We start from the raw sequence: 22,315 nt of genomic DNA, 5'->3' as shown, positions 1-22,315 counted from the left end.
TTCTTCGACCGGATGGCCGCCGACTACGACCGCGTGGGCACGCCGGTGAGCGAACGTTCGTGGAGCAAGGATCTGTGGGACGTGGTCGCCGCCGCCCGGGACACCGGTGTGCGGCTTCCGGTGGCCGGCCTGCTCTCCCAGCACCTCTCCGACGTGGTCGAGGACCACGCCCGCAGGGACGCGTCGTCCTAGCTCCCTGACACGCCCCTTCCCATGAGGCGGGGTGGAGGGCGCATACTGAGGGCCCATGACGAAGCCCACCGCGCCCCGGCGCCACCTCCCCACCAGTCCGTTCGCCCCCGCCGTCGTGGCGGCCGTCGAGGAGTACGCGGCCGGAGACCGCGTCTCGCACGACCGCTACGGCCTCGGCCGCGTCCTCAGCGTCGGCCACGACGACGCCCTGATCGTCGACTTCGGGTCGCATCAGGCCCGGATCGTCACCCCGTACAAGGGGATGGACAAGCTCTGACGGCGTCGAGCCTCCGCTCGAAGCACCAGGAGCCGTCCACCCCGGCGTACGCTCCGAAGTTCGGGATGCGCCGATAGCCGGAGCGCTCGTAGAACCGGACGGCGGCAGGCTGTCCGTCGCCGGTCTCCAGCCGCAGTGCGGACCACTTCTGCCCCCGCGCCCATTCTTCGAGCGCGGCCAGTACGCCGTCCGCCACGCCCGTTCCGCGTGCCTCGGGGACCACGTACATGCGCTTCACCTCGCCGATCCCGTCGCCGAGGGCGCGCAGACCGCCGCAGCCGACCGGCCGCGCATCGTCGTCCCACGCCACGAAGAACGCGGCGACGTCCGCCGCGGTCGGCGGCGTCCCGGGTTCGCTGTCCGGCCTGCCGTAGAGCGCCGCGATCTCCGCCCGCTGCCCGGCCCGCAGCGCCTCCGCGGCCGGGTGCGCCCATGCCACCTGCCCGATCCTCATGCCCCCGCACTGTGCCCGGCTGCTGTTTCACCGGCGTGAACGGCACGTTCCGTCGGTTCACCGGTTCGCGGGACATCCACTGGTCGCAGGCATCTCGGGGACCCCTCGTCCGGTATGGTCGACGGTATGGCAACCAAGAAGTACACCGTGACCCTCCCCGAGGAGCTCGCCGAGGCCATCCGCGCCGAGGTCGGCACCGGCGGCTTCAGCCGCTACGTCACACAGGCCATAGAGCGCCAGCACGAACGCGACCGGCTGAACGAGGCCGTGGACTGGTGGGAGTCCGAGTACGGCGAGGTCACCGAGGCGGAGATACGCGAAGCGGAGGCCGAGCGTCGGGAGATCGAGCGAATGCACGCCGAGCGCGCCCGGGCCCGGCATGCCGACGACCACGCCCCCGTCGCACACGAGAAGGCGGCGTGACGCTGCGCGGAGAGGTGACTTACCTGCTCGACTGCGAAGGTCTCTCCCAGTGGGTTTCCGGCGACCGCCGCATGGGCCTGCGACTCAAGGACGCCGCCAAGGCGGACGTTCGCGTACTGACCACGTCGATGACGCTGATCGAGGCGTACGACATGAAGACCTACCGCCCCGCCTGGCACTGGGCGCTCTCCCGCCTCCACATCGAACCGGTCACCGAGACCGTCGCCAAGGAAGCGGTCGAACTCCTCCGCGACGCAGGACTGCACGGCCACAAGTACGCCACCGACGCCGCGCTGGCCGCCGTCGCCCTCCGCCAGCCTGGCCCCGTCACGGTCTTCACCTCCGACGAGGACGACATGCGCAAGCTCTGCGGCGAACGCGCCGTCGTCGTGAAGCTCTGACCCTCCGAGCGCCGCGTGTACGGGCCGGCTCCGGGCTCGCGGGTCGTCGGCCGTGTCCTGTCCACCCGCACCCTGTTGGTCCGGCTGGCATCGACACGCGGAGGGGCTGATGCGCATGGGGACCGACCGACGGCAGAAGCGGCGCGAGACGAACCGGGAGGCGAACGACGACCGCCCCGACATCTGGGTGGGATACGGCAAGATCCTCAAGCTCCATCGTGAGCGGGCCGGACTGACGCAGCAACGGCTGGCGGAGGCGATCGGCTACTCCTACGAGCATGTGGCCTCGGTGGAACAGGGACGCCGCCCGGCGAAAGGCTCCTTCACCGACTCGGTCGAACGCGCACTCGACGCGGGCGGCACGCTGAACGTCCACCAGGACCAGGTGGACCTGGCGAAACTCCCCCCCTTCTTCCAAAACTTCGCCCTGATCGAGGCGGAGGCGGTCAGCCGCTTCTCCTACGACCCGCTGCTGGTGCCGGGGTTACCCCAGACCGAGGAGTGCGGGCCCTCTTCGCCGGGCACTGGCATGAGCAGCATCACGGTGGAGCCGAGCCACTTGCGCTGGGTGACGAGCAGCCACAGCGGTTCGGACGGCGGCGACTGTGTCGAGGTCGCCGCCACGCCCGGCATGGTCCACGTGCGCGACTCCAAGGACCACCACGGCCCCCGGCTCCGCTTCCCCGCCCACGGCTGGTCCGCCTTCCTCTCCTACGCGGGGCAGGACACGGACGTCTGAGTCGGCCCTTTGCCCCGCTCACAGGTCCTCGGGCAGCAGGCGGAAGGAGCTGTGGCCGGTCAGCGGCCGCATCATCCGGAAGTGGCGGTCCGTCGTGAACACGGTGTCCGTACGGTAGGCGGCGGCCAGGGCCACGTTCATCACGTCACGAGCCCGACGCCGCAACCCTGGTCGGCGTCTCGGTAGCCCCGCATGACGGCGACGGCGGTTCCGACGTGCGGTGCCACGTCGGCGATCTCGAAGCGCTTCAACGCCGCGTAGCGTTCCACGAAGCGGAGTGTCGCCACGGCGTTGTCCGCCCCTGACCGCTGGGAGATCAGGTGGTCGAGCTCCCCCAGGACGAGAGGCGAGATGACGAGGTGGCCGATGGCACCCAGCGCCTTGCGGTGGGCCTCATGGCCGCTCAGCTTCGGGTCGAGCATCCGGTACAGCGCGTGGGAGTCCGCGATGGCGAGTTCGGTCACGAACCCATCCCTCGCAGCGTGTCGTCGATCTCGTCGTCGGTGAGGTCCGGCAGGTCCAGGTCGGGAAGCTCGATGTCTCCCATGGGACCGACGGGATGATGCGGGACGTTCCCGGTGACGTAGGGGCGGACGGTCGCCACCGGGCGCCCGTTCTTCGTCACGGTGATCGTGTCGCCCGCTTCGGCAGCGGTCAGCATGCGGGAGGAATGCTGGTTGACTCGCGCGCCGTGGCTTCCATGTACTACACGGTAGTACGCGGAAAGGTGCCACGTGCTCCCATGAGGGCGCCGACCCCTGCCGCGGCACCACCGGGAGCGGATGCCCAGCAGGCCGAACCGTATGCGCGGGTCACGGCGTGATGAATGGCACCGAGTGCCACCTGTTCCGGGGAAGGGTGTCACCCTCTACGATCTCGGCATCCGGTCCGGAAGAGAGCAGGGAGCCGTATGTTGCGCAAGGTGCTCGTGGCCAACCGGGGCGAGATCGCCATCAGGGCGTTCCGCGCCGCCTATGAGCTGGGTGTCTCGACCGTCGCCGTCTACCCGTACGAAGACCGCAACTCCCTGCACCGAGCCAAGGCGGACGAGGCGTACCAGATCGGCGAGCCCGGGCACCCCGTTCGGGCGTACCTGTCGGTGGACGAGGTGGTGAAGGCGGCCCGGAGGGCCGGCGCCGACGCCGTCTACCCCGGTTACGGCTTCCAGTCGGAGAACCCGGAGCTGGCGCAGGCCTGCGAGGACGCGGGCATCAAGTTCGTCGGCCCGCCCGCCCACGTGCTCCAGCTGACCGGGAACAAGGCGCGCGCCGTGGCGGCGGCCCGCGAGGCGGGCGTGAGCGTGCTGCGGTCGTCCGAGCCGTCCGCCGACGTGGACGCCCTCGTCGCGGCGGCCGACGACATCGGCTTCCCCGTCTTCGTGAAGGCCGTCGCAGGTGGCGGCGGGCGCGGCATGCGCCGCGTGGAGCAGCCCGAGAAGCTGCGCGAGTCCGTCGAGGCGGCGATGCGCGAGGCCGAGTCCGCCTTCGGCGACCCGACGGTCTTCCTCGAAGAGGCCGTGGTCAAGCCGCGCCACATCGAGGTGCAGATCCTCGCCGACGCCTCCGGCGACGTCGTCCACCTCTACGAGCGCGACTGCTCCGTGCAGCGCCGCCACCAGAAGGTCGTGGAGATCGCCCCCGCGCAGAATCTGGACCCCGAGGTGCGGCAGCGGATCTGCGACGACGCGGTGGCGTTCGCCCGGCACATCGGCTACGTCAACGCCGGCACCGTGGAGTTCCTGCTGGACGAGCGCGGGCGGCACGTCTTCATCGAGATGAACCCGCGCATCCAGGTCGAGCACACCGTGACCGAGCAGGTCACCGGACGCGACCTGGTCATCGCCCAGCTGCGCGTCGCAGCAGGCGCCACGCTGAACGAGCTGGGCTACACCCAGGACGCCATCCGCACGACCGGCGCCGCCCTGCAGTGCCGCATCACCACCGAGGACCCCGCGAACGGCTTCCGCCCCGACACCGGCTTCATCAGTGCCTACCGCTCTCCCGGCGGCCCGGGAGTGCGGCTGGACGGCGGCACCACCCACACCGGCGCCGAGACCAGCGCGCACTTCGACTCCATGCTGGTGAAGCTCACCTGCAACGGCGAGAACTGGGAGACGGCCGTACGGCGGGCGCGGCGCGCCATCGCCGAGTTCCGCATCCGCGGCGTCGCCACCAACCTGCCGTTCCTCGCCTCCGTGCTCGACCATCCGGACTTCTCCGAGAGCCGGGTCACCACCTCCTTCATCGACGAGCACCCGGAGCTGCTGGAGGCCCGCAAGCCGGCCGACCGCGGCACCCGGCTGCTGCACTACCTGGCCGACGTGACCGTGAACCGCCCCCACGGCCCCCGCCCGCAGGTCGCCGACCCGGCGCTTAAGCTGCCCGCCGTCGACCTGAACGCCCCCGCACCGGACGGCTCCCGGCAGCTGCTGCGCGAGCTGGGCCCGGAGCGGTTCGCGGAGCGGCTGCGGCAGCAGAAGGCCGTGGCGGTCACCGACACCACGTTCCGCGACGCGCACCAGTCGCTGCTGGCCACCCGCGTGCGCACCCGCGACCTGCTGGCCGTCGCCCCGCACGTCGCGCGCATCGCGCCGCAGCTCCTCAGCCTGGAGTGCTGGGGCGGGGCGACGTACGACGTGGCGCTGCGCTTCCTCGCCGAGGACCCGTGGGAACGGCTCGCGGCGCTGCGCGAGGCCGCGCCGAACCTCTGCACCCAGATGCTGCTGCGCGGCCGCAACACCGTCGGTTACACGCCGTACCCCACGGAGGTCACCAGCGCCTTCGTCGCGGAGGCCGCGGCCACCGGCATGGACGTCTTCCGCATCTTCGACGCGCTCAACGACGTGTCGCAGATGCGCCCGGCGATCGACGCCGTACGCGAGACCGGCACCTCGGTCGCGGAGGTCGCGCTCTGCTACACGGGGGATCTCTCCGACCCGTCCGAGCAGCTCTACACCCTCGACTACTACCTGCGGCTCGCCGAGGAGATCGTCGAGGCCGGGGCGCACGTGCTGGCCATCAAGGACATGGCCGGGCTGCTGCGCCCGCCGGCCGCGCGGAAGCTGGTCACCGCGCTGCGCGAGCGCTTCGACCTGCCGGTTCACCTGCACACCCACGACACGGCCGGCGGCCAGCTCGCCACCCTCATCACCGCCATCGACGCGGGCGTGGACGCGGTGGACGCCGCGGTGGCCTCGATGGCCGGCACGACCAGCCAGCCGTCGCTGTCGGCGCTGGTCGCGGCGACCGACCACACCGAACGGGCCACCGGCCTGGACCTGGCCGCCGTCGGCGACCTGGAACCGTACTGGGAGGCCGTCCGCAAGATCTACGCCCCCTTCGAGGCCGCGCTGCCCTCCCCCACCGGTCGCGTGTACCAGCACGAGATCCCCGGCGGGCAGCTCTCCAACCTGCGCCAGCAGGCCATCGCGCTCGGGCTGGGCGACCGTTTCGAGCTGATCGAGGACTGCTACGCCGCCGCCGACCGGATGCTGGGCCGGCTGGTCAAGGTCACCCCGTCCTCCAAGGTCGTCGGCGACCTGGCGCTGCACCTGGTCGGCGCGGGCGTCGAACCGAAGGACTTCGAGTCCGATCCGGGGAAGTTCGACGTGCCGGACTCGGTGATCGGCTTCCTGCGCGGCGAGCTGGGCGACCCGCCCGGCGGCTGGCCCGAGCCGTTCCGCACCCGCGCCCTCCAGGGCCGCAAGCCGGGCGCCGAGTCCGTGCCGCTGTCCGGGGAGGACCGCGACGGGCTGCGCGACGACCGGCGCGGCACGCTCAACCGGTTGCTCTTCCCCGGCCCGGACAAGGAGTTCCGCGAGCACCGCAGCTCCTACGGCGACACCTCGGTCCTCACCAGCAAGGACTTCTTCTTCGGCCTCGAACCGGACATCGAGCACACCGCCGAACTGGAGCCGGGCGTCACCCTGCTGATCCAGCTGGAGGCCATCTCCGAGCCGGACGAGACCGGTCACCGCACCGTCCTGACCACGCTCAATGGTCAGCTCCGCCCGGTGTCGGTCCGCGACCGGTCGGTGACCACGGACGTGAAGGTCGCGGAGAAGGCGGACACCTCCAACGACCGCCACATCGCCGCCCCGTTCGCGGGCGCGGTCACCCTCCAGGTCGGCGAGGGCGACGAGGTGACGGAGGGCGACACCGTCGCCACCATCGAGGCGATGAAGATGGAGGCCTCCATCACCGCCCAGCGCTCCGGCACCGTCTCCCGCCTCGCCATCGGCAAGGTTCAGCAGGTTGAGGGCGGCGACCTGCTGATCGAAATGAACTGACCCGCACGGCCGGGGCACGGCGGGCCACCCGCCGCGCCCCGGCCGTCCACGCGACGGCGAGGGGCGTCAGCGCGAGCAGTCGCGCCCGGGTTCGCACTGCCAGCCGGAGAAGCCGCCTTCCTGCGGATGCTCCAGGGCGTGGTCGAACTGGATGAGGCCCCAGGCAACCCAGGCGATGACGACGATGCAGAGGGCGAGTCCGGCCCACAGGGCGTACTGCTTGCCCCGGCTGCTTGGACGCGGTGTGTCGCGGTCCGCCGGCTCGTCCCCGCTCCGCCTCTCGGCGGCTTCGGCCGCGTCGGCCGCCCGCGGTTCGCCGGGCTCGCTCATGGTTCCTCCCCCTGGCCGTCGGCTCCGTGCCGAACCTACCGGCCGACGGGCCCACGACGAACGGGCCGGCCGCCGTATCCCGACGGAGGCCGGCCCGTTGGTGTGCGGGAGGGAGCGGTCAGCAGTGGCGGGGCTTGAGCCAGGAGCACTCCACGTGGGCCGGGGGTTCGCCGTTCCGCGCGGTGGGCGGGGTGATGCGGCGGGTGCCGTCCTCGCCGTGCGTGGCGAGGGTGACCGCGATGGCGTCCTCGATGCCCTTCACCGAGGAGGCCAGGTAGTTGTTGAGCAGGATGCTGAAGACCAGCTCGCGGCCGTCGGCGTCGGTGACGTACCCGGAGAGACCCGAAGCGCCGGTCAGCGAACCGGTCTTGGCGTGGACGTTGCTTGCGGCCGGGGTGTCGCACATGCGGGAGCGCAGCGTGCCGCCGACCATGCGGTCGGACTCGCAGGCGACGGGCAGCGAGGCGTACCACGCGTCGAACCAGGGCGCGTCGCGCACGGAGACCAGGAGCTGGGCGAGCTCCGCGCTGGGAATGTTGTTCATCCGGGACAACCCGGAGCCGTCGACCTGGCGGAGGGTGGAGGTGTCGACGCCCTCCTTGGCGAGGTAGTCCTCGATCGCGGAGAGGCCGGCGTCCCAGGTGCCCTCCCCCGCGACCTCGTGGCCGACGGCCTTGGTGAGCACCTCGGCGTGGTTGTTGTTGGACAGCTTCATGAAGGGGACCAGCAGGTCCTCCAGCTTCATGGAGTCGTGTGCGGCGAGCACGTCGGCGTCGTCGGGCGCGGCGCGTCCGAGGCGGGTGTCGCCGTGGACGCGGACGCCGTGTTCGGCGAGGGCGTCGGCGAAGACGGCCGCGGCGAGGCCGGTGGGCTCCCACACTGCCGTCCAGGAGCGGGTCGGGTTCGCCCCGACGGGGATGTCGCCGTCGACGACGATCGTGTTGTTGCCGTGCTCGCGGTCGATGGAGAGGGTGTCGGTCTCGCCCTCGGCGACGGTGGTGCCGCGCACGTCGACCGTCACGTAGTCGTTGGGCGGGGTGACCGTGACCTTCGGCTCGTCACCGGGTTCGTCGCCCGGTGCGGCCTCGACGTAGACGGTGCCGGCGTCGTAGTCGGTGTCGGGGGCGACGGTCAGCGGTGAGATCTGCGAGGAGTAGTACGCGGACTCGTCGTCGGCGGCCCAGGAACGCCCGAGACGCTGGTCGTCGAACCGGGTGTCGTCGGCGACCAGGTCGCCAAACACGTGCTTGATGCCGGAGTCGGCGACCTCCTCGGCGAGCTTGTCGTAGTCCTTCGCGAGGATCGTCGGGTCGCCCGTGCCGCGCAGGTAGAGGTCGCCGCGCAGCACGCTCCCGCGCTGCCGCCCGTCAGCGAGGACGTCGGTGCGGAAGCGGTGGTCAGTCCCCAGTAGCGCGGTGGCGGCCACGGAGGTGGCCAGCTTCGTGTTGGAGGCGGGCATCAGCCGGTCGTCGGACTCGTGTGCGTACAGCACCTCGCCGCTCTCAGCGTCCTGCACGACCACGCTCGCCGCGCCGCCGTCGAGGCGTTCGTCGGCGAGGATGCGGTCGAGGGCGCCCGCAAGCGCGGTGCCCTGCGGCGTGTCGGTGTCGGCGCCCGCGGGCGGTCCTCCGCTCAGCGTCAGCGCCAGCCCGGCGGCGACCACCCACACTCCGGCACGTGTACGGGACTTCAACCCGGAACCTGGTCTCGTCATAGCTCGCCAGCATCCCGGACGTCGGCGCCGCGCGACAGATGCGGGACGCACCCGGGTTACACCCGGGGCGGCCGGAGAATGGGGGTCTCCTTCGATCCCGCCACGCGGACGGGATCGCGCGGCCGGAGTCGGCTGTACCGTCCCGTCGCGCCTGGCGCCCCCGGCTGCGCCCGGAACGCCGCCACGGCACGGAAGGCACTTCCCCTCAGCCATCCCTGAAGGAGAGACGTGAAACGTCATCTGCTGCGCGGCCTGCTCGCGTCCCTGCTCGTCCTCTTCACCGCGATGATGTCCGGTCCCGCGCAGGCCCAGGCGGCCGGAGACGGGGACGGCGACGGGCTCGACGACGCACTGGAGGACACCCTCGCCGCCCGGCACTTCCCCTGGGTCTGGTTCGACAGCGGCGAGGACTCGGGCTGTACCGACCCGGCGACGAGCAGCAACCCGGGCACCGCGCTCGCCCGGGTCAGACCCCACCCCGCAGACCCGGGCAAGATCGCCATCATGTACACAATCCTGTACCGGCAGGACTGCGGCGACTGGTTCGGCGGCGGGCACTCCGGCGACGTCGAGCCGTTCGCCCTGACGCTCGCTCCCCGCGCCGACTGCCCCAACGGCTACGGCGCCTTCGCGCTGAAGACGACCGCCCACCAGGGCACGGCCTTCGAGCACACCGACGAACGCCTGCTCGGCAACGACTGCGCCTGGGGACGGAACGCCGGCGGCTCGCCCTACGTCGCACGGATCTACTCGGCCGAGAACAAGCACGGCAACTACGCCTCGCTCGGCTCGTGCGAGGACGGGGCGCTGGGCAACGACCACTGCTCGGAGAGCTTCACCCGGCAGTACGCGGTCCACAACGTGGGCGAGGACGGGGCCCGGCGCATCGACGAACTGTCCGGCCACCAGTTCCCCGGCGAGTACGCCTGGTCCCCGGTGCCGTTCAGCGGCAGCCTCGACCGGGGCAGCGACGCGGGCATGATCCGCACCAAGCTCCTCAGCGACGGCCTCCTGGCCCGGGGCTTCTGACGCACTCACCGCTTCCATGTGTGGGGACGGCAACCTCGTTGCCGCCCCCCACACATGCCCTCACCGGGCGGCCGGGCGTAGATCCAGTTCGGCCCACACGGTCTTGCAGGGCGCGGGCCGGAGTTCGACGCCCCAGCGGTCGGCGAGGGCGCGGACGATGACGAGTCCGCGGCCGGTCTCCGCCAAAGCGTCAGCCCTGCGAGCCGGGCCGGGCGGCAGCCGGTCGAACCGCGCGTCGACCACCTCGACGCGAAGCCGTTCCGCGTCGTCGAGGGCCAGTCGCAACCGGAAGTCCCGTCCCGGCACGCGTCCGTGCTGGACAGCGTTCACGGCCAGCTCGGCCACGACGTGCGCGACGGCCCCGGAGGCGGCGGAGTCGTAGCCCCAGCCCCACTCGGCGAGTTGCTGGACGGAGAGCCGACGTGCGAGCCGGGCGCCACGGCGGGTGGCGGACAACTGCACGGAGAACTGACGACCCGTTACGGGGGAACTTTGACGATTCACGTCACCCAGCGTGTCCGTCCACCTCTACGGTGAACAGTGATTCCGCCCGTACGCACGGTCACCGTCCGGCTGCCGTCCGGTCGTGTCCGGGCTGCACAGCGTGACGGCGTGCGGAGAGCGGCGGTTGAGCACAGCCGGGACATGGAGGTGGGCATGGAGGACGGGACCGAACACCCGCCCGGAGGCGCGGCGTGGGACGAGGACGACACGGCGGCCGTCGTGCGGACGGTCGGCAAGCTGGTGAAACTCTGCCGCGAGCGGTCCGGGATGACGCAGGCGGAACTCGGTGCGGCAATCGGGTACAGCCTGGAGCAGGTCTCCTCCGTCGAGCGCGGCCGACGGGTGCCGAAGCCGGAGTTCCTCAGCAAGGCGGACGAGGTGCTGCACGCGGACGGCTTGCTGACCGCGCTGCAGAAGGACGTGGCGGAGGCGCGGTACCCGAAGAAGGTGCGCGACTTGGCGAAGCTGGAGGCCGACGCGGTCGAACTCAACCTGTACGCGAATCACAACATGCACGGCCTGTTGCAGACCGAGGAGTACGCGCGTGCTCTGTACGACATGCGTTGGCCCGCGTTCTCCGAGGAAGAGGTCGACGGGCACGTGGCAGCGCGCATGGCACGTCAGGAGATCATCCATCAGGCCCGACCGCCCATGCTGACCTTCGTGCTGGAGGAGGTGACGCTGCGGCGCCCGATCGGCGGGAGGGACTGCCTGCGGCGTCAGTTGGCGCACTTGCTGACGATCGGTGGCCTTCGACATGTCAACCTGCAGGTGATGCCGACCGACCGGGACGTCCACGCCGGGCTCGGCGGCCCGATGGAACTGATCAAGCTCCAGGACGGCGGGTCTGTCGGCCACACCGAAACTCAGCTCACCAACCGGATCATCTCCAGGCCGAAAGAGCTCCAGATCCTGGAGATGCGATATGGGATCATCCGATCACAGGCGCTCACGCCACGTGAGTCCCTGGCCTACGTCGACAAAGTGCGGGGAGAGACATGACGCTCAGGACCAGCATCGGGGACGGTTCGGCGCTGCGGTGGACGAAGAGCAGTTACAGCAGCAACGACGGACCCGAGTGCATCGAGGTCGCCGCCGCGACCGACGCCGTGCACGTGCGGGACTCCAAGGACGTCGCGCGTCCCGGCTTCATCGTCTCTCCCGCAGGCTGGACGGCGTTCACGGTCTACGCGGCACGCCAGGGCATCCGTTCCTGAAGACAGGGCCCCGGCTCAGCCGATCTGTTCGGCCAGGGCGACGATGATGCCCGCGGGGCCGCGCAGGTAGCAGAGCCGGTACGTGTTCTCGTACTGCGCCACCTCGCCCAGGAGTTCGGCGCCGTGGGCCCGCAGGCGGGCGAGGGTTTCGTCGATGTCGTCGACGGCGAACATGACGCGGTGCAGGCCCAGCGTGTTCGGCGGAGGGTTCTCCGGGCCCGCGCCGGACAGCTCGGGGGCGAAGTACTTGGTCAACTCCAGCTTGCTGTGGCCGTCCGGGGTCCGCATCATCGCGATCTCGCTCCGGATGCCGTCGAGTCCGACGGTGCGGTCGGCGAACCGGCCCTCGATCTGTGCCCGGCCCTCCACCTCCATGCCGAGTTCCGTGAAGAACTCGACGGCCGCGTCAAGGTCTTCGACGACGATGGCGACGTTGTCCATCCGCTGAATGCTCATGCGCCTGAGCATATGGACCGCCGCGAGGCTGCACGCTCACGCCACACGAGCGCGTGACGACAGAGAGAACGCTCGGGCACCGTCCCCACTCCCCGATGTTTCCACACCTTGCCCGGCTGGCGCGTGGACTGTCGGCGGCCCGGTGTACGTTCCTGTCGCCCTTCGCAGTTCACCATCTCTCGCACAGCAACCGAGGTATGTCATGACCAGATCCAGACTGTTCGCACTCGCCGCCCTCCTGATCGTCATCGGCGTGGGACTCATGGTGTGGGAGCCCGAGGGGCCGGAGGCGGAGTGCGCCAAGGACCCCGGGGTGACGTCGGGCTTCGTCGACGAGGAGAAGGGCTGCCCGATATCCATCGAGAGCTACAACCGCATCCGCGAGGCCGAGTCCGGACCGCAGTGGGACAACATCGGCGGACTGGTCCTGGTCGTGGGCGGCCTGACCGCCGGCGTCGTCGGCCTCGTACGGAAGCCGCGCAACGGCTGACCGGTCTCCTCGAAGCCGCTGAGCGCTTCCGTCACGCATTGCGAGCGCGGGCGACCCGCGTCGCGCGTATCGCACACTCGCCCGGCGGCGTCGCCCGCGGTCCCGCAGCCTCGGGGCGGCTGCCCTGCGGTGGAGGCGGGCTACCCGGGGAAGCGAAACGGAGGGGGCCGACGGCAGGGCGCGCCCCATGCCCTCCGCGTGCTCACACTGGCACTGCCGTCATACGCGTATGACGATTCTTTCATGGCGAAGACGCGCATCACCATCAGTCTGGAGAACGACCAGGCCGAACGCATCAAGCAGCACGCGGAACGAGCTGGCATGGATGTCTCGGCCTATGTTCTGCATGCCGCAACACGCCAGATGGCGGAGAGCGACGCCATAGAGGCACAGTTCGCTCAGGTCGACGCCCTCATCGCCCAGGCTGAGCGGGCAGCGGACGGGCTATCCCCCGACTCCGCTCCGAAGCCGACCGCAGCACTGACCGAGCAGGAACGCCGCGAGGTCGAAGCGGCCCTGGGTCTGGTCCAGGGCCTGGACCAGACCCAGGGCCGCCGCCCGGGGCGAGGGTCGAGCCCAACGCGCCGCCACCGGCTCCCCACAGCGCTCCGGTCACCATCGCGCCCGCGACGCAGGTGATGCCCGCAGTAAGTGCGCAGGAACTGGCCACAAGGGCAATTCCAGCGGCTCCAGCCAAGGTGCCCGTCACGATGCCCACCGAATCGGCGAAGCTGAACAGGCCGCTCGGATCGATCCGGTTGATGAAGTCGCCTTGGGCGTAGAGGTAGGGGTTGGTTTCCTGGCCGCTGGGGTCGGGTTGGGTGAAGCGGCCGGTGCGGCTGTCGTAGTAGCGGGCTCCCATCTTGTAGAGGTGAGTGGGGTCGTGGTAAGTGCCGGTGAAGTGGTAAGGCTGCGGCACCTCTTCGCTGCTGCCGGCGCGCAAGGAGCCGCGGGGCTTGTAGTCGTAGGAGTTGACCTTGTTACCGGACTCGTCGGTCAGAGCGACGACGGAACCGAGAGCGTCGGTCAGGTAGTAGTAGCTCTCCCCGCCCCGCGTCATGGAGTTGAGTGTGCCCGCCGGCTCGCGAACGAACCCGGTGGTGACGCCACCCGTCGTCTGAGCGGACAGACCCAGCGGAGTATTGCGGAACGTCGTGTCACCGAAACGCACACGTTCGGCGTTGCTGGTGCCCGCGTACTCCGCGGTGTAGGTGGCGCCGTCGTGGGTGATCTCGGTGAGCTGGTTGTAGGCGGAGTACTTCTCACCGGTACGGGTGTCAGCCGTCGTCGGCGCACCGGCAGTCTCGTTGCCGGCCTCGTCGCAGGACCAGCCCGAGCCCTCCCCGTTCTTCGCGGTGAGCTGGGAGGCGTCGTTGTAGGTGTACTCGGTACCGCGAGGACACCCCTCGGTCACGCCCTGGGAAGTGACGTTCCCCGCCGGGTCGCAGCAGTACTGCCAGCCCGCCACCTTCTCCGAACCGTCCCGCTCCTCCCCATAGGACGGGTGCGTACGTCTTGTTCGGGATAGCCCATGTGCAAGATACAGAAAAATGTCTACTTTTTGCGGTTGAACAGGTAGATAATTACGCAAGTAGAGACGATGAATACCACCGTGAAGAGTATCGCGCTCTGTCCATCCGGTATAGGCGTGTACTTGCCGCTGAGCGTCTCAGTTAGATGCATTTACTTGAGTCTACCCTTTCTCCTCAAGGTTATCGTCGCTTGAGCTTCACTACCGCCATACTGCCGAGTCCCGCGATGAGTAGGATAAATCCGAGCGCTCCCGTGGGGACCCATTCAATTCCCGGTCGTCCGAACATAGTGGGCACCAAAAGCAACAAGATTCCGCACGTTGCCGTGATGGCTCCGAGGTAGGCGACCTGCCTTGGATTTCTAGGCGTGGGCATAATTCTCCTATTGATCTCAAAATCAGCGCGGACGGTGCCGGATGGGGGGCGAATTGAATTCGCCCCCCATCATCTCGATATCAGTAGCCGTAGCTCTGTTTCTGCTTGTACATGTTGCTCACCGCCATTCCTGCAGCAGCTCCGATAGTCATGCATGCTGGCAGGGCAGCCACCGCTCCTGGTCCCGTGGTTGCTGCGGCTCCCACCTCGCAAAGGGCGACTACTCCCGCGTCCGCGATGGCGGCAGCGGTTGCCGCCTCTGCCCCGTTTTGGCCGTTAGTGTAGTAGGCGTACCCGATCGTCGCGACGGTAATACCGAGGGCGACGGCACCGAAGAGTTTCCCCGTGGGATCGATGTTGTTGACAGGGTCGCCGTTGGCGTAGAGGTAGGGGTTTACCTCTTGGCCGCTGGGGTCGGGTTGGGTGAAGCGGCCGGTGCGGCTGTCGTAGTAGCGGACTCCCATCTTGTAGAGGTGAGTGGGGTCGTGGTAAGTGCCGGTGAAGTGGTAAGGCTGCGGCACCTCTTCGCTGCTGCCGGCGCGCAAGGAGCCGCGGGGCTTGTAGTCGTAGGAGTTGACCTTGTTACCGGACTCGTCGGTCAGAGCGACGACGGAACCGAGAGCGTCGGTCAGGTAGTAGTAGCTCTCCCCGCCCCGCGTCATGGAGTTGAGTGTGCCCGCCGGCTCGCGAACGAACCCGGTGGTGACGCCACTCGTCGTCTGAGCGGACAGACCCAGCGGCGTGTTGCGGAACGTCGTGTCACCGAAACGCACACGTTCGGCGTTGCTGGTGCCCGCGTACTCCGCGGTGTAGGTGGCGCCGTCGTGGGTGATCTCGGTGAGCTGGTTGTAGGCGGAGTACTTCTCACCGGTACGGGTGTCGGCCGTCGTCGGCGCACCGGCAGTCTCGTTGCCGGCCTCGTCGTAGGACCAGCCCGAGCCCTCCCCGTTCTTCGCGGTGAGCTGGGAGGCGTCGTTGTAGGTGTACTCGGTACCGCGAGGACACCCCTCGGTCACGCCCTGGGAAGTGACGTTCCCCGCCGGGTCGTAGCAGTACTGCCAGCCCGCCACCTTCTCCGAACCGTCCTGCTCCTCCGCATAGGACAATCGGCCCGCCGAGTTGTAGCTGTAGGTGTAGTCCAGACCCGTGACATGGTCGGTCTTCGCTCGGATCTTCGTCCCGTCGACCGTCTCACCGCCCTCGGTGCGGGAGTAGTCGTAGGACAGATCGACCAGGGTGCCGGCGTCGGAGGTGGCGGTGATCCGCTGCGGACGTCCCGAATCGTCCAGATCGATCTCCTGAACGGTGCCACCGGGATAGGTGGTCTTGGTGCGCTCGCCGTTGCTGTTGTGGTCGAAGGTGGTGGTCTTGCCGTCCGGCGCGGTCAGGTCGGTCAGACGATTCGCGGCGTCGTAGGTGTAGTCGGTCTCGCCGCCGGCGTCGCGGTAGTAGTCGAGGTTGCCGTTCGGGGTGTAGGCCAGCACGGTCTGCGAGCCGTCCTGGAGGGTGCGCACCGTCTCACGGCTCAGGTCGTCGTAGGTGTATCCGGTGGTGCCCGTGGTGTCGGTGCGGGAGGTGCGATTCCCGTCGTCGTCCCAGGTGTAGACGATCGCGGCGCCGGTCTCGGGCTCCACGCGGGTGACGCGGTCGCGGTCGTCGTAGGTGTAGGTGAGGGTCTGCCCGCGGCCGTCGGTGACGGTCTTCGTCCGGCCCAGAGCGTCGTAGGTGTAGGTCGTGTCGCCCTTCGGCTCCGGGGGATCGACCGTGGTCAGGTCACCGTCGCCGTTGTAGGTGAAGTGCGTCGTGGGAGCAGACTCGCCGTCCTTGTGCGGCTGCTCTGCCGTACAACGCTGACCGTCGAAACCGCCGCAGTCGGTGTCGGAGTCCTGGTAGGTGAACTCCCGGCTGCCGCCGTCGTCGCCGGTGACCGCGACGGAGAGGGTGTTGCCCTTCGTGTCGTAGTCGTAGTCGGTCTCTTCCCCGTCCGGGGTGGTGATCGTGCCCGGCAGGTCGGCGCCCGAGATGGTCTGGTAGGCGCTGAGTGAGGTGGTGGCGCCGGTGGGCAGTTCGGCGGAGGTCATCGCGCCGCGGTTGTTCCAGCCGAAGGTGGTGGCGTTGCCGGGGTCGCCGCCCACTCCCATGGCGTCGGTGGCGGTCACCACGCTGTTGTCGGCGTTCCATTCGGCGCTGCGTTCGTGGCCGAGGGGGTTTTCGGTCTTGCGGGTGCGCCAGCGGGAGTCGACCGTCTTGAGGGTGTGTTCACCACGTGGGTCGGTGATGCGTACCACGCCCTCGCCGGGCGAGCCGGGCTGCGGCAGGACCCAGCGGAAGGCGGTCGTAGGACCGGTGCCTTCGGCTTCGTCGGTGACGCGCGTGATCGAGCCGACACGGTTGGTGTCCCAGGTGAAGGTCGTTTGCCGACCCTCCGGAGTGGTCACCTTCGTGAGCCGGTGGGAGGCGTCGTAGTCGAAACGGGTGGTGGCACCGGCGGTGTCGGTGAACGAGGCCAGGTCCGGCCCGTCCCAGTCGTAGGTGGCCTCCCGTCCGGTGTGGTCGGCCACCTTCACCAGGCGTCCGTCCTGATGGGTGAAGGTCAGCTTCCGCCCCGAGACGCCGGTCATGGTGCGGGTCAGGTCACCGTCGTAGGCGAAGGTGGTGGCGTTGCCGTTGTTGTCCTCGATCCTCGAGACCCGCGCCGCGGTGCTGATGTCGTCGTCCGGACGGGTGAAGGTCGTCTCGCGGCCGCTGCCGCGGTCGGTGAGGGTGAAGGTCTTGCCGTCCGAGGACTCCTCCAGGTCCTGCCGGTACCCCGGAGCCGGGGTGAGGTCGTCGCCGTCCCGCTCGAAGACGGCGATCGTGCCGCTGGGGCCCTGGACGTATACGGCGCCGGAGTTCGGCTCCCGCACCAGATAGTCCGCGCCCGTGGAGGACTTCCAGGAGGTGTTCAGGCCGTTGTAGGCGTGCCCGAACTTCAGCCCCCCACCCGGTCCGGGGTCGGCGACGTCGAAAGCGGTCAGCGTGAGCAGCAGGTTGCCGTTGCCCACGTTCACCTGCGCGGCGACCGCGTCGGTCAACTGCGCCTGATGGAAGTCCGACCAGGGCACCTTCCCCGTGCCGATGCCCTGGAAGGAGGACTGCAGGATGCCTGCGGTGACCGTCGGCCGCTTACTGCCGGGCACACCTATCGGCGTACTGGCCGGCGCCTTGGTCACTCCTTGCGGCACCGGCGGCGGGTCGGCGGTGAACACCGACCTGGCCGGTGACGCGGTCTGGTCTGCCGCCGTGGCGGGCACCAGCGCGACGACCGTGGCCGTCGCAGCGGCGACGGACACCGCCGCCATGCGGACCCGGCGTCTACGGCGCCGTATAGCGGGCATGCCAACATGCATGTGGGACTCCCCCAACTGTCGCAATCGGATGGACCGGGACGTTCCATGGCGGGTGGTGCCGTGCCAGCGGCACCACCCGCGCCCCTTGCCTTCTCGCTCAGAGACCTGAGGGCCCGGCGCAAGGGAGACCGGAACAGAACACACCGCTCCGTCGGGGAGCCGGCGTGTTCCTGACCGGAAGCGGCTCTCAGCAGCGCTTCGAGGTGCGCGCCGGGTAACCACCCTGCTCACCGGGCACGGTCAACACGCCGTCGCCTGAGGTGCACTCCTCGACCGTGTCGGCGCCACCGCTCCAGAACTCCTGCTCGTGCGTGTCGAACGTGGTCTGTGCCCCGACCACGTACTCCCGTTCGTAGGACCACACGCCCACCGTCAGGTCGAAGGTGATGTCCTTGTCGAGGAAGGACTTCCACACCCACACATAGCCGTAGTTCTCGTTGCACTCCGGCGAGTAGAACTGCTTCACCGAAGCGATCTCCTCGCCCTGGCGGTAGGCATAGGACGTCGTGCCGATCTGGTAGGCGTCCGCACACACCCCCGCCGCCTGCGCCCGGACACTCGCCGGGTTTCCCGCCTCGGTCGCTGCCGACCCCGACGCCGGATCCCGCTCGGGCTCCGGGCCCGATCCCGCCACCGCGACGCCGCTGCCCATCAGGGACAGCACCGCGCCCGCGGCGACCGCGGACACCGCCCTGCCCCACGGCAGCAGCCTTCGCCGACGCCGGACCGCGGGAACACCATCGGCGAACCCCCGCACGCTCGCGACGCGGGCATGCCGAACAGACGTGCTTTCAGCACGTGTACGCATGCGCTTCCCCCCAAGGAAGTGTCAGTCGACGGCCTCCCCTGACCGCCTGACTCGCACAACATTCCACATCTCTGCACACTGAGCGCTGAATATGCGGTGCTCCAGGCTCAAACGTGCGAGAACAAGCCCCGCCGGCGGATGTCCTCCAACCTGCACTGATTGCCGGGAGGCAATGATTGCTCGGCGTCATAGCGAGCGCTGCAGACCGGACAGTTGGCCGAAAGGGTCCCCCAGGTGTGAGGGAACGGCGCACGTGCGGTGCAGCGCCTCCACACCGACGCAGCCCTCATCGCCTGCCCCGGCTGTCTGCCGGCGCGGCCCGGCGCGCTACCGGACGCTACAGCTCCCGCGTCGGCTCCGCGCGAGCACCGTCGAGCACGCCAGGCGGCTCTACCTCCACTGCCGCTACTCCGAGGAGCGCTGGAGCGGGGCGCTGCGCGCGCGGGTGCGTCCGCATGTGGCCTGCGTGCTCGCCGAGATCGACCGGCTGGCCCTCGGGACGCGCGGCCGTAGGACAACTGCGGCCTCACGCAGAGGCGTTCCCGAGGTGGTCTGCCAGGGTGGCGAGGGCTTCGGGGCCGACGAGGTCGCCCGGGAGGAGCGGGATGTCGAGGAGGGGGACGCCCGGGAGCCGGTCCCGGAGGCGGGCGAGATGGGCGTCCTCCTGTTTCCGCCGCTGGGCGAGGAGTTCACCGGCGTCCGCCGGGGAGCGGCGGTTGGCGGCGAGTGCGGTCACCTCGACGCCGAGGCCGGTGAGCTTCTCCTGCACCTCCAGCGTCTCGGCGATCGGGAGGGGTTCGGCGGTCAGTACGAGCACGAAGGCCGACTGCGCCGGGTCCGTCACCACCTCGCGCAGCCGGGCGAAGCGGTCGCGGCGGCGCAGCAGGATGCGGCGCAGCTCGGCGTCGCGGTCGCTCTCCTCGTCGCCGCCGAGTCCGCGCAGCGCGGCGCCGAACCGTTCGGAGCGGTCGCGGTTGGCGAGCAGGGTCTCGGTCCAGGCCGTGAGCTGTTCGGGTAGGGCGAGCAGCCGCAACGTGTGGCCGGAGGGGGCGGTGTCGAAGACGACCAGGTCGTAGGAGGCGTCCCCGAGTTGCACCGCCTCGGCGATCCGTTCCAGGGCGGCCGACTCGTGGGTGCCGGGGGCCTGCCGGGCCAGCTCCAGGTGGCGGGCGGCGGGTGCGTGCATCCGTTCGGGGAGCAGCCGCCGCATCGTGGCGGAGACGGCGGACAGGTGCTGTTCGACCGTGCGGTCCGGGTCGATCTCCAGCCCGTCCACGTGGCCCCCGGTCTCCCCTGCACCGGAGGGTTCGGCGAGGCGTACGGGCTCGTCGCCCACCGGGCGGTCCCAGAGGTAGCCGAGGTTGTGTGCGGGGTCGGTGGAGACCAGCAGCACGCGGGCGCCCGCCCGGGCACGGCCCAGGGCGAGCGCCGCGGCGACGGACGTCTTGCCGACGCCCCCCTTGCCGCCGACGAAGACGACCCGGCGCGCGGCGAGGAGTTCCGGGGCAGGGCCTAGCAGCATCCGACGTGCTCCAGGGGTGAGCGGTCCATGCCCATGCGGCGGTGCCAGGCGTGGAAGTCCTCGTAGAGGGCGGGCATCAGCTCGGCGGTGTAGTACGCCGCCGGGTCGGGCACGCCCAGGGCCTCCGCGAGGACGACCATCCGGAAGAGGTCGTCCTCCTCGCGCCGGGCGCGGGCGAAGGTACGCCGGTAGGGACCGGCGTAGAACTCCTCCAGCCCGGCCCGGAACGCGGACCAGCGGGCCCGGAACGAGGCCCGCCGGGACGTCGTCGTCACCCCTTGATCTCGGCCTTCTGCGTCGCGTCGGCGTCCAGGGCCTCCGGGGGCTCCTGGGAAGCCTTCCGCATCGCGACGACCGCTTCGAAGGCGACCCACACGGCGGCGACGATGATGACGAGGTCGATGACCAGCAGCAGCCAGTCCCCCGTGTCGTAGAAGTCGCCGAGCTGCACGAGGGCTGCCCAGAACGCCATCACGAACACGAAGGCGAGCGGCACCAGCGCGGGCACCGGGTTGCGCCGCTTGCGGATCAGCATGACCGCGACGATGGACAGGGTCAGCGAGGCCAGCAGCTGGTTGCTGGTGCCGAACAGCGGCCAGATGCGGAGGCCGCCCTCGCCTCCGGCGCCCTGGCTGAAGGTGAGTCCCAGACCGACGCCGACGGCGATGAGGGTGCCGACGCCGTTGTTGATCTTCACCTTCGCGACCTCGCCGGCCTCCTGGACGACGAAGCGCAGCAGGCGCACGCCGGTGTCCATGGTGGTGGCGGCGAACAGGATCGCCATGGTGGCCAGGACCGTCGCGCTGAGCGAGACCGGCAGGCCCAGGCCGGCGTTGAGGATCGCGCCGCCGCCGTCGACGAACGCCGTGACGCCGCCCTCACCGAAGGCGCTGTAGACGGCCTCCCAGTCGGCCAGCGTGCGGTAGCCCGCGATGGCCGCGATGATCGCGCCGAGCGCGAGCAGACCCTCGCCGACCGCGCCGAAGTAGCCGACGAAGCGGACGTCGGTCTCCTTGTCGAGCTGCTTGGAGCTGGTGCCGGAGGAGACCATGCCGTGGAAGCCGGAGATGGCACCGCACGCGACGGTGACGAAGAGCAGCGGCATGAGGCCCGGAGTGCCTGCGGGCACGGCGTCGTTGAGGGCCGGGGCGACGATCGTCGGGGCGCTGAGCAGCACCGAGCCGAACAGGATGCCGAGGCCGACGAAGAGCTGGACGCCGTTGATGTAGTCGCGCGGCTGGAGCAGCACCCACACCGGCAGCAGGGAGGCGATGCCGGCGTAGACGAAGAGCGCGAGGATCCAGAAGGTGGCCGGGGACATGCCCAGGATGGGGTCGGGCAGTTCCACCGGGAAGGCGTCGCCGAGGGCGATCAGGCCGTAGAGCGCCGCGACGCCGACCACGGTGACCAGGCCGAGACTCATCCTGTAGCGGTAGACAGCCTGGCCGACCAGCAGGGCGACCGCGACCGCGCCCCAGGCGGGGATGACCGCCGAGGGGGTGGAGATCAGCAGGTTCTTGATGACGACCGCGAAGGCCGCGACCACCATCAGGAGCAGCAGGAAGATCACGACGAGGAAGAGGTTCGCGCCCCGGGCGCCGATGTAGCGGCCGGAGAGCGCGCCGATCGAGCGGCCCTTGTTGCGCGCCGAGGCCCACAGGGCGCCGAGGTCGTGCATGCCCGCGAAGAAGACGGTGCCGAGGGTGACCCACAGGAACGCGGGGACCCAGCCCCAGATCACGGCGACGGCGGGGCCGACGATCGGCGCCGCTCCCGCGACCGAGGTGAAGTGGTGGCCCCACAGCACGAACTTGTTGGTCGGGACGTAGTCGACGCCGTCCTGCATCTCGTGCGCGGGGGTTCTGAACGACGCGTCGAGCTTGTAGACCCGGTTGGCGAGGAACTTCGAGTACAGGAGGTAGCCGCCCGCGAACATCGCGAGGCCGATCAGGAGCAGCGGCAGTGCGTTCATAGGAGATGCCCTCGGAGGTCGGGGGGACGGAGCCGCACGCCCGCGCGGCGTGTGCGCCGAGCAGGCAGACGGCGGGGGCCGGGAAGAGCGGTCCTCACCGGCGGGGGAAGGCCGGGCCGGAACGCCTCGGCGGCACAGCTCCTCCTGTGCACGCCGTGGTGGATGCCATCACCGCGTCCGCCCTCATTGCCGGATCTGCCGGT

Annotated in this window: 24 protein-coding genes and 1 pseudogene; 11 read left to right on the top strand and 14 right to left on the bottom strand. The window is 69.8% G+C overall.

What is annotated here, in order from left to right:
* Positions 1-12: 12 nt before the first annotated feature.
* Together E4198_RS19400 and E4198_RS19395 are read left to right on the top strand one after the other, a co-directional pair.
* Positions 13-192 carry a hypothetical protein gene (locus tag E4198_RS19400; RefSeq protein ID WP_136184273.1) on the top strand — a complete coding sequence of 60 codons (180 nt, stop codon included), beginning with the start codon at positions 13-15 and terminating at the stop codon, positions 190-192.
* 55 nt (positions 193-247) lie between these two features.
* Positions 248-469 carry a hypothetical protein gene (locus E4198_RS19395; RefSeq protein WP_027763801.1) on the top strand — a complete coding sequence of 74 codons (222 nt, stop codon included), beginning with the start codon at positions 248-250 and terminating at the stop codon, positions 467-469.
* On the opposite strand, the gene E4198_RS19390 is transcribed toward E4198_RS19395, so the two are convergent.
* Positions 438-923: a GNAT family N-acetyltransferase gene (locus E4198_RS19390; RefSeq protein ID WP_136184272.1), complete on the bottom strand. Its 486-nt coding sequence runs from the start codon at positions 921-923 to the stop codon at positions 438-440. The two genes, E4198_RS19395 and E4198_RS19390, sit on opposite strands and share 32 nt — an antisense overlap.
* Before the next feature lie 126 nt (positions 924-1,049).
* On the opposite strand from E4198_RS19390, the gene E4198_RS19385 reads away from it, so the two are divergent.
* The 4 genes and pseudogenes from E4198_RS19385 to E4198_RS25025 all read left to right on the top strand — a co-directional run bounded on the left by E4198_RS19385 (position 1,050) and on the right by E4198_RS25025 (position 2,486).
* The gene (locus E4198_RS19385; protein ID WP_136184271.1) at positions 1,050-1,346 is read left to right on the top strand and encodes a hypothetical protein; all 297 of its coding nucleotides are present in this window, start codon (positions 1,050-1,052) and stop codon (positions 1,344-1,346) included.
* Positions 1,347-1,348: 2 nt separating this feature from the next.
* On the top strand, positions 1,349-1,747 hold the full coding sequence (locus tag E4198_RS19380) for a hypothetical protein (protein WP_136185494.1): 399 nt from the start codon (positions 1,349-1,351) through the stop codon (positions 1,745-1,747).
* 115 nt (positions 1,748-1,862) lie between these two features.
* Positions 1,863-2,272, top strand: a pseudogene (locus tag E4198_RS25030) (helix-turn-helix domain-containing protein); the annotation flags it as partial.
* A 4-nt stretch (positions 2,273-2,276) separates the two neighbouring features.
* Positions 2,277-2,486: a DUF397 domain-containing protein gene (locus tag E4198_RS25025; RefSeq protein WP_168711522.1), complete on the top strand. Its 210-nt coding sequence runs from the start codon at positions 2,277-2,279 to the stop codon at positions 2,484-2,486.
* A gap of 18 nt (positions 2,487-2,504) precedes the next feature.
* Here E4198_RS25025 and E4198_RS25825 read toward each other — a convergent pair whose 3' ends face one another.
* From E4198_RS25825 to E4198_RS19365, 3 genes are read right to left on the bottom strand one after another with little or no spacing between them, the layout of a single operon-like run.
* Positions 2,505-2,627 carry a hypothetical protein gene (locus E4198_RS25825; RefSeq protein WP_348771312.1) on the bottom strand — a complete coding sequence of 41 codons (123 nt, stop codon included), beginning with the start codon at positions 2,625-2,627 and terminating at the stop codon, positions 2,505-2,507.
* Positions 2,627-2,950, bottom strand: coding sequence for a PIN domain-containing protein (locus tag E4198_RS19370; RefSeq protein WP_348771311.1), 324 nt, complete (start codon positions 2,948-2,950; stop codon positions 2,627-2,629). The genes E4198_RS25825 and E4198_RS19370 overlap by 1 nt, the downstream gene beginning before the upstream one ends.
* Positions 2,947-3,147 (bottom strand): type II toxin-antitoxin system prevent-host-death family antitoxin, encoded by a 201-nt coding sequence (locus E4198_RS19365; protein ID WP_247597754.1) that lies wholly within the window; start codon positions 3,145-3,147, stop codon positions 2,947-2,949. Before E4198_RS19365 ends, E4198_RS19370 begins: the two co-directional genes overlap by 4 nt.
* A gap of 249 nt (positions 3,148-3,396) precedes the next feature.
* Here E4198_RS19365 and E4198_RS19360 point away from each other — a divergent pair, with 249 nt between their 5' ends.
* Positions 3,397-6,774: a pyruvate carboxylase gene (locus E4198_RS19360; protein ID WP_136184269.1), complete on the top strand. Its 3,378-nt coding sequence runs from the start codon at positions 3,397-3,399 to the stop codon at positions 6,772-6,774.
* Between the two features lie 66 nt (positions 6,775-6,840).
* On the opposite strand, the gene E4198_RS19355 is transcribed toward E4198_RS19360, so the two are convergent.
* Complete coding sequence (locus tag E4198_RS19355; RefSeq protein WP_136184268.1) at positions 6,841-7,104, bottom strand: hypothetical protein; 264 nt, start codon at positions 7,102-7,104, stop codon at positions 6,841-6,843.
* 118 nt (positions 7,105-7,222) lie between these two features.
* Positions 7,223-8,818 (bottom strand): D-alanyl-D-alanine carboxypeptidase/D-alanyl-D-alanine-endopeptidase, encoded by a 1,596-nt coding sequence (gene dacB / locus E4198_RS19350; RefSeq protein ID WP_136184267.1) that lies wholly within the window; start codon positions 8,816-8,818, stop codon positions 7,223-7,225.
* Positions 8,819-9,046: 228 nt separating this feature from the next.
* Here dacB and E4198_RS19345 point away from each other — a divergent pair, with 228 nt between their 5' ends.
* Complete coding sequence (locus E4198_RS19345; RefSeq protein ID WP_136184266.1) at positions 9,047-9,847, top strand: hypothetical protein; 801 nt, start codon at positions 9,047-9,049, stop codon at positions 9,845-9,847.
* Between the two features lie 60 nt (positions 9,848-9,907).
* Here the strand turns inward: E4198_RS19345 and E4198_RS19340 are convergent, their stop codons facing one another.
* Positions 9,908-10,360 (bottom strand): ATP-binding protein, encoded by a 453-nt coding sequence (locus E4198_RS19340; RefSeq protein ID WP_247597958.1) that lies wholly within the window; start codon positions 10,358-10,360, stop codon positions 9,908-9,910.
* 144 nt (positions 10,361-10,504) lie between these two features.
* Here E4198_RS19340 and E4198_RS19335 point away from each other — a divergent pair, with 144 nt between their 5' ends.
* A complete protein-coding gene (locus E4198_RS19335) occupies positions 10,505-11,353 on the top strand; it encodes a helix-turn-helix transcriptional regulator (protein ID WP_136184265.1) in 849 nt (282 codons plus the stop codon).
* Positions 11,350-11,568 carry a DUF397 domain-containing protein gene (locus E4198_RS19330; RefSeq protein WP_136184264.1) on the top strand — a complete coding sequence of 73 codons (219 nt, stop codon included), beginning with the start codon at positions 11,350-11,352 and terminating at the stop codon, positions 11,566-11,568. Before E4198_RS19335 ends, E4198_RS19330 begins: the two co-directional genes overlap by 4 nt.
* 15 nt (positions 11,569-11,583) lie before the next feature.
* On the opposite strand, the gene E4198_RS19325 is transcribed toward E4198_RS19330, so the two are convergent.
* Positions 11,584-12,024 carry a VOC family protein gene (locus E4198_RS19325; protein WP_136184263.1) on the bottom strand — a complete coding sequence of 147 codons (441 nt, stop codon included), beginning with the start codon at positions 12,022-12,024 and terminating at the stop codon, positions 11,584-11,586.
* Between the two features lie 202 nt (positions 12,025-12,226).
* Here E4198_RS19325 and E4198_RS19320 point away from each other — a divergent pair, with 202 nt between their 5' ends.
* Positions 12,227-12,514 carry a hypothetical protein gene (locus tag E4198_RS19320; RefSeq protein WP_136184262.1) on the top strand — a complete coding sequence of 96 codons (288 nt, stop codon included), beginning with the start codon at positions 12,227-12,229 and terminating at the stop codon, positions 12,512-12,514.
* Between the two features lie 412 nt (positions 12,515-12,926).
* On the opposite strand, the gene E4198_RS19310 is transcribed toward E4198_RS19320, so the two are convergent.
* From E4198_RS19310 to E4198_RS19280, 6 genes are all read right to left on the bottom strand, one after another.
* Positions 12,927-13,982: an RHS repeat-associated core domain-containing protein gene (locus tag E4198_RS19310; protein ID WP_247597753.1), complete on the bottom strand. Its 1,056-nt coding sequence runs from the start codon at positions 13,980-13,982 to the stop codon at positions 12,927-12,929.
* Between the two features lie 519 nt (positions 13,983-14,501).
* A complete protein-coding gene (locus E4198_RS19305; RefSeq protein ID WP_168711474.1) occupies positions 14,502-17,762 on the bottom strand; it encodes an RHS repeat-associated core domain-containing protein in 3,261 nt (1,086 codons plus the stop codon).
* 235 nt (positions 17,763-17,997) lie between these two features.
* Positions 17,998-18,498: a hypothetical protein gene (locus E4198_RS19300; RefSeq protein ID WP_247597752.1), complete on the bottom strand. Its 501-nt coding sequence runs from the start codon at positions 18,496-18,498 to the stop codon at positions 17,998-18,000.
* Between the two features lie 646 nt (positions 18,499-19,144).
* Positions 19,145-20,140, bottom strand: coding sequence for an ArsA family ATPase (locus E4198_RS19290; RefSeq protein WP_136184260.1), 996 nt, complete (start codon positions 20,138-20,140; stop codon positions 19,145-19,147).
* Positions 20,131-20,415, bottom strand: coding sequence for a cory-CC-star protein (locus E4198_RS19285; protein WP_027763782.1), 285 nt, complete (start codon positions 20,413-20,415; stop codon positions 20,131-20,133). Before E4198_RS19285 ends, E4198_RS19290 begins: the two co-directional genes overlap by 10 nt.
* Positions 20,412-22,112 (bottom strand): carbon starvation protein A, encoded by a 1,701-nt coding sequence (locus tag E4198_RS19280; protein WP_136184259.1) that lies wholly within the window; start codon positions 22,110-22,112, stop codon positions 20,412-20,414. The genes E4198_RS19285 and E4198_RS19280 overlap by 4 nt, the downstream gene beginning before the upstream one ends.
* Positions 22,113-22,315: the final 203 nt, after the last annotated feature.

The organism is Streptomyces sp. RKND-216, assembly GCF_004795255.1.
Classification (GTDB): Bacteria; Actinomycetota; Actinomycetes; order Streptomycetales; family Streptomycetaceae; genus Streptomyces; species Streptomyces hazeniae.
The sequence above is the reverse complement of the archived record's forward strand: the minus strand, read 5'-3'. Positions and strand labels throughout refer to the sequence as shown.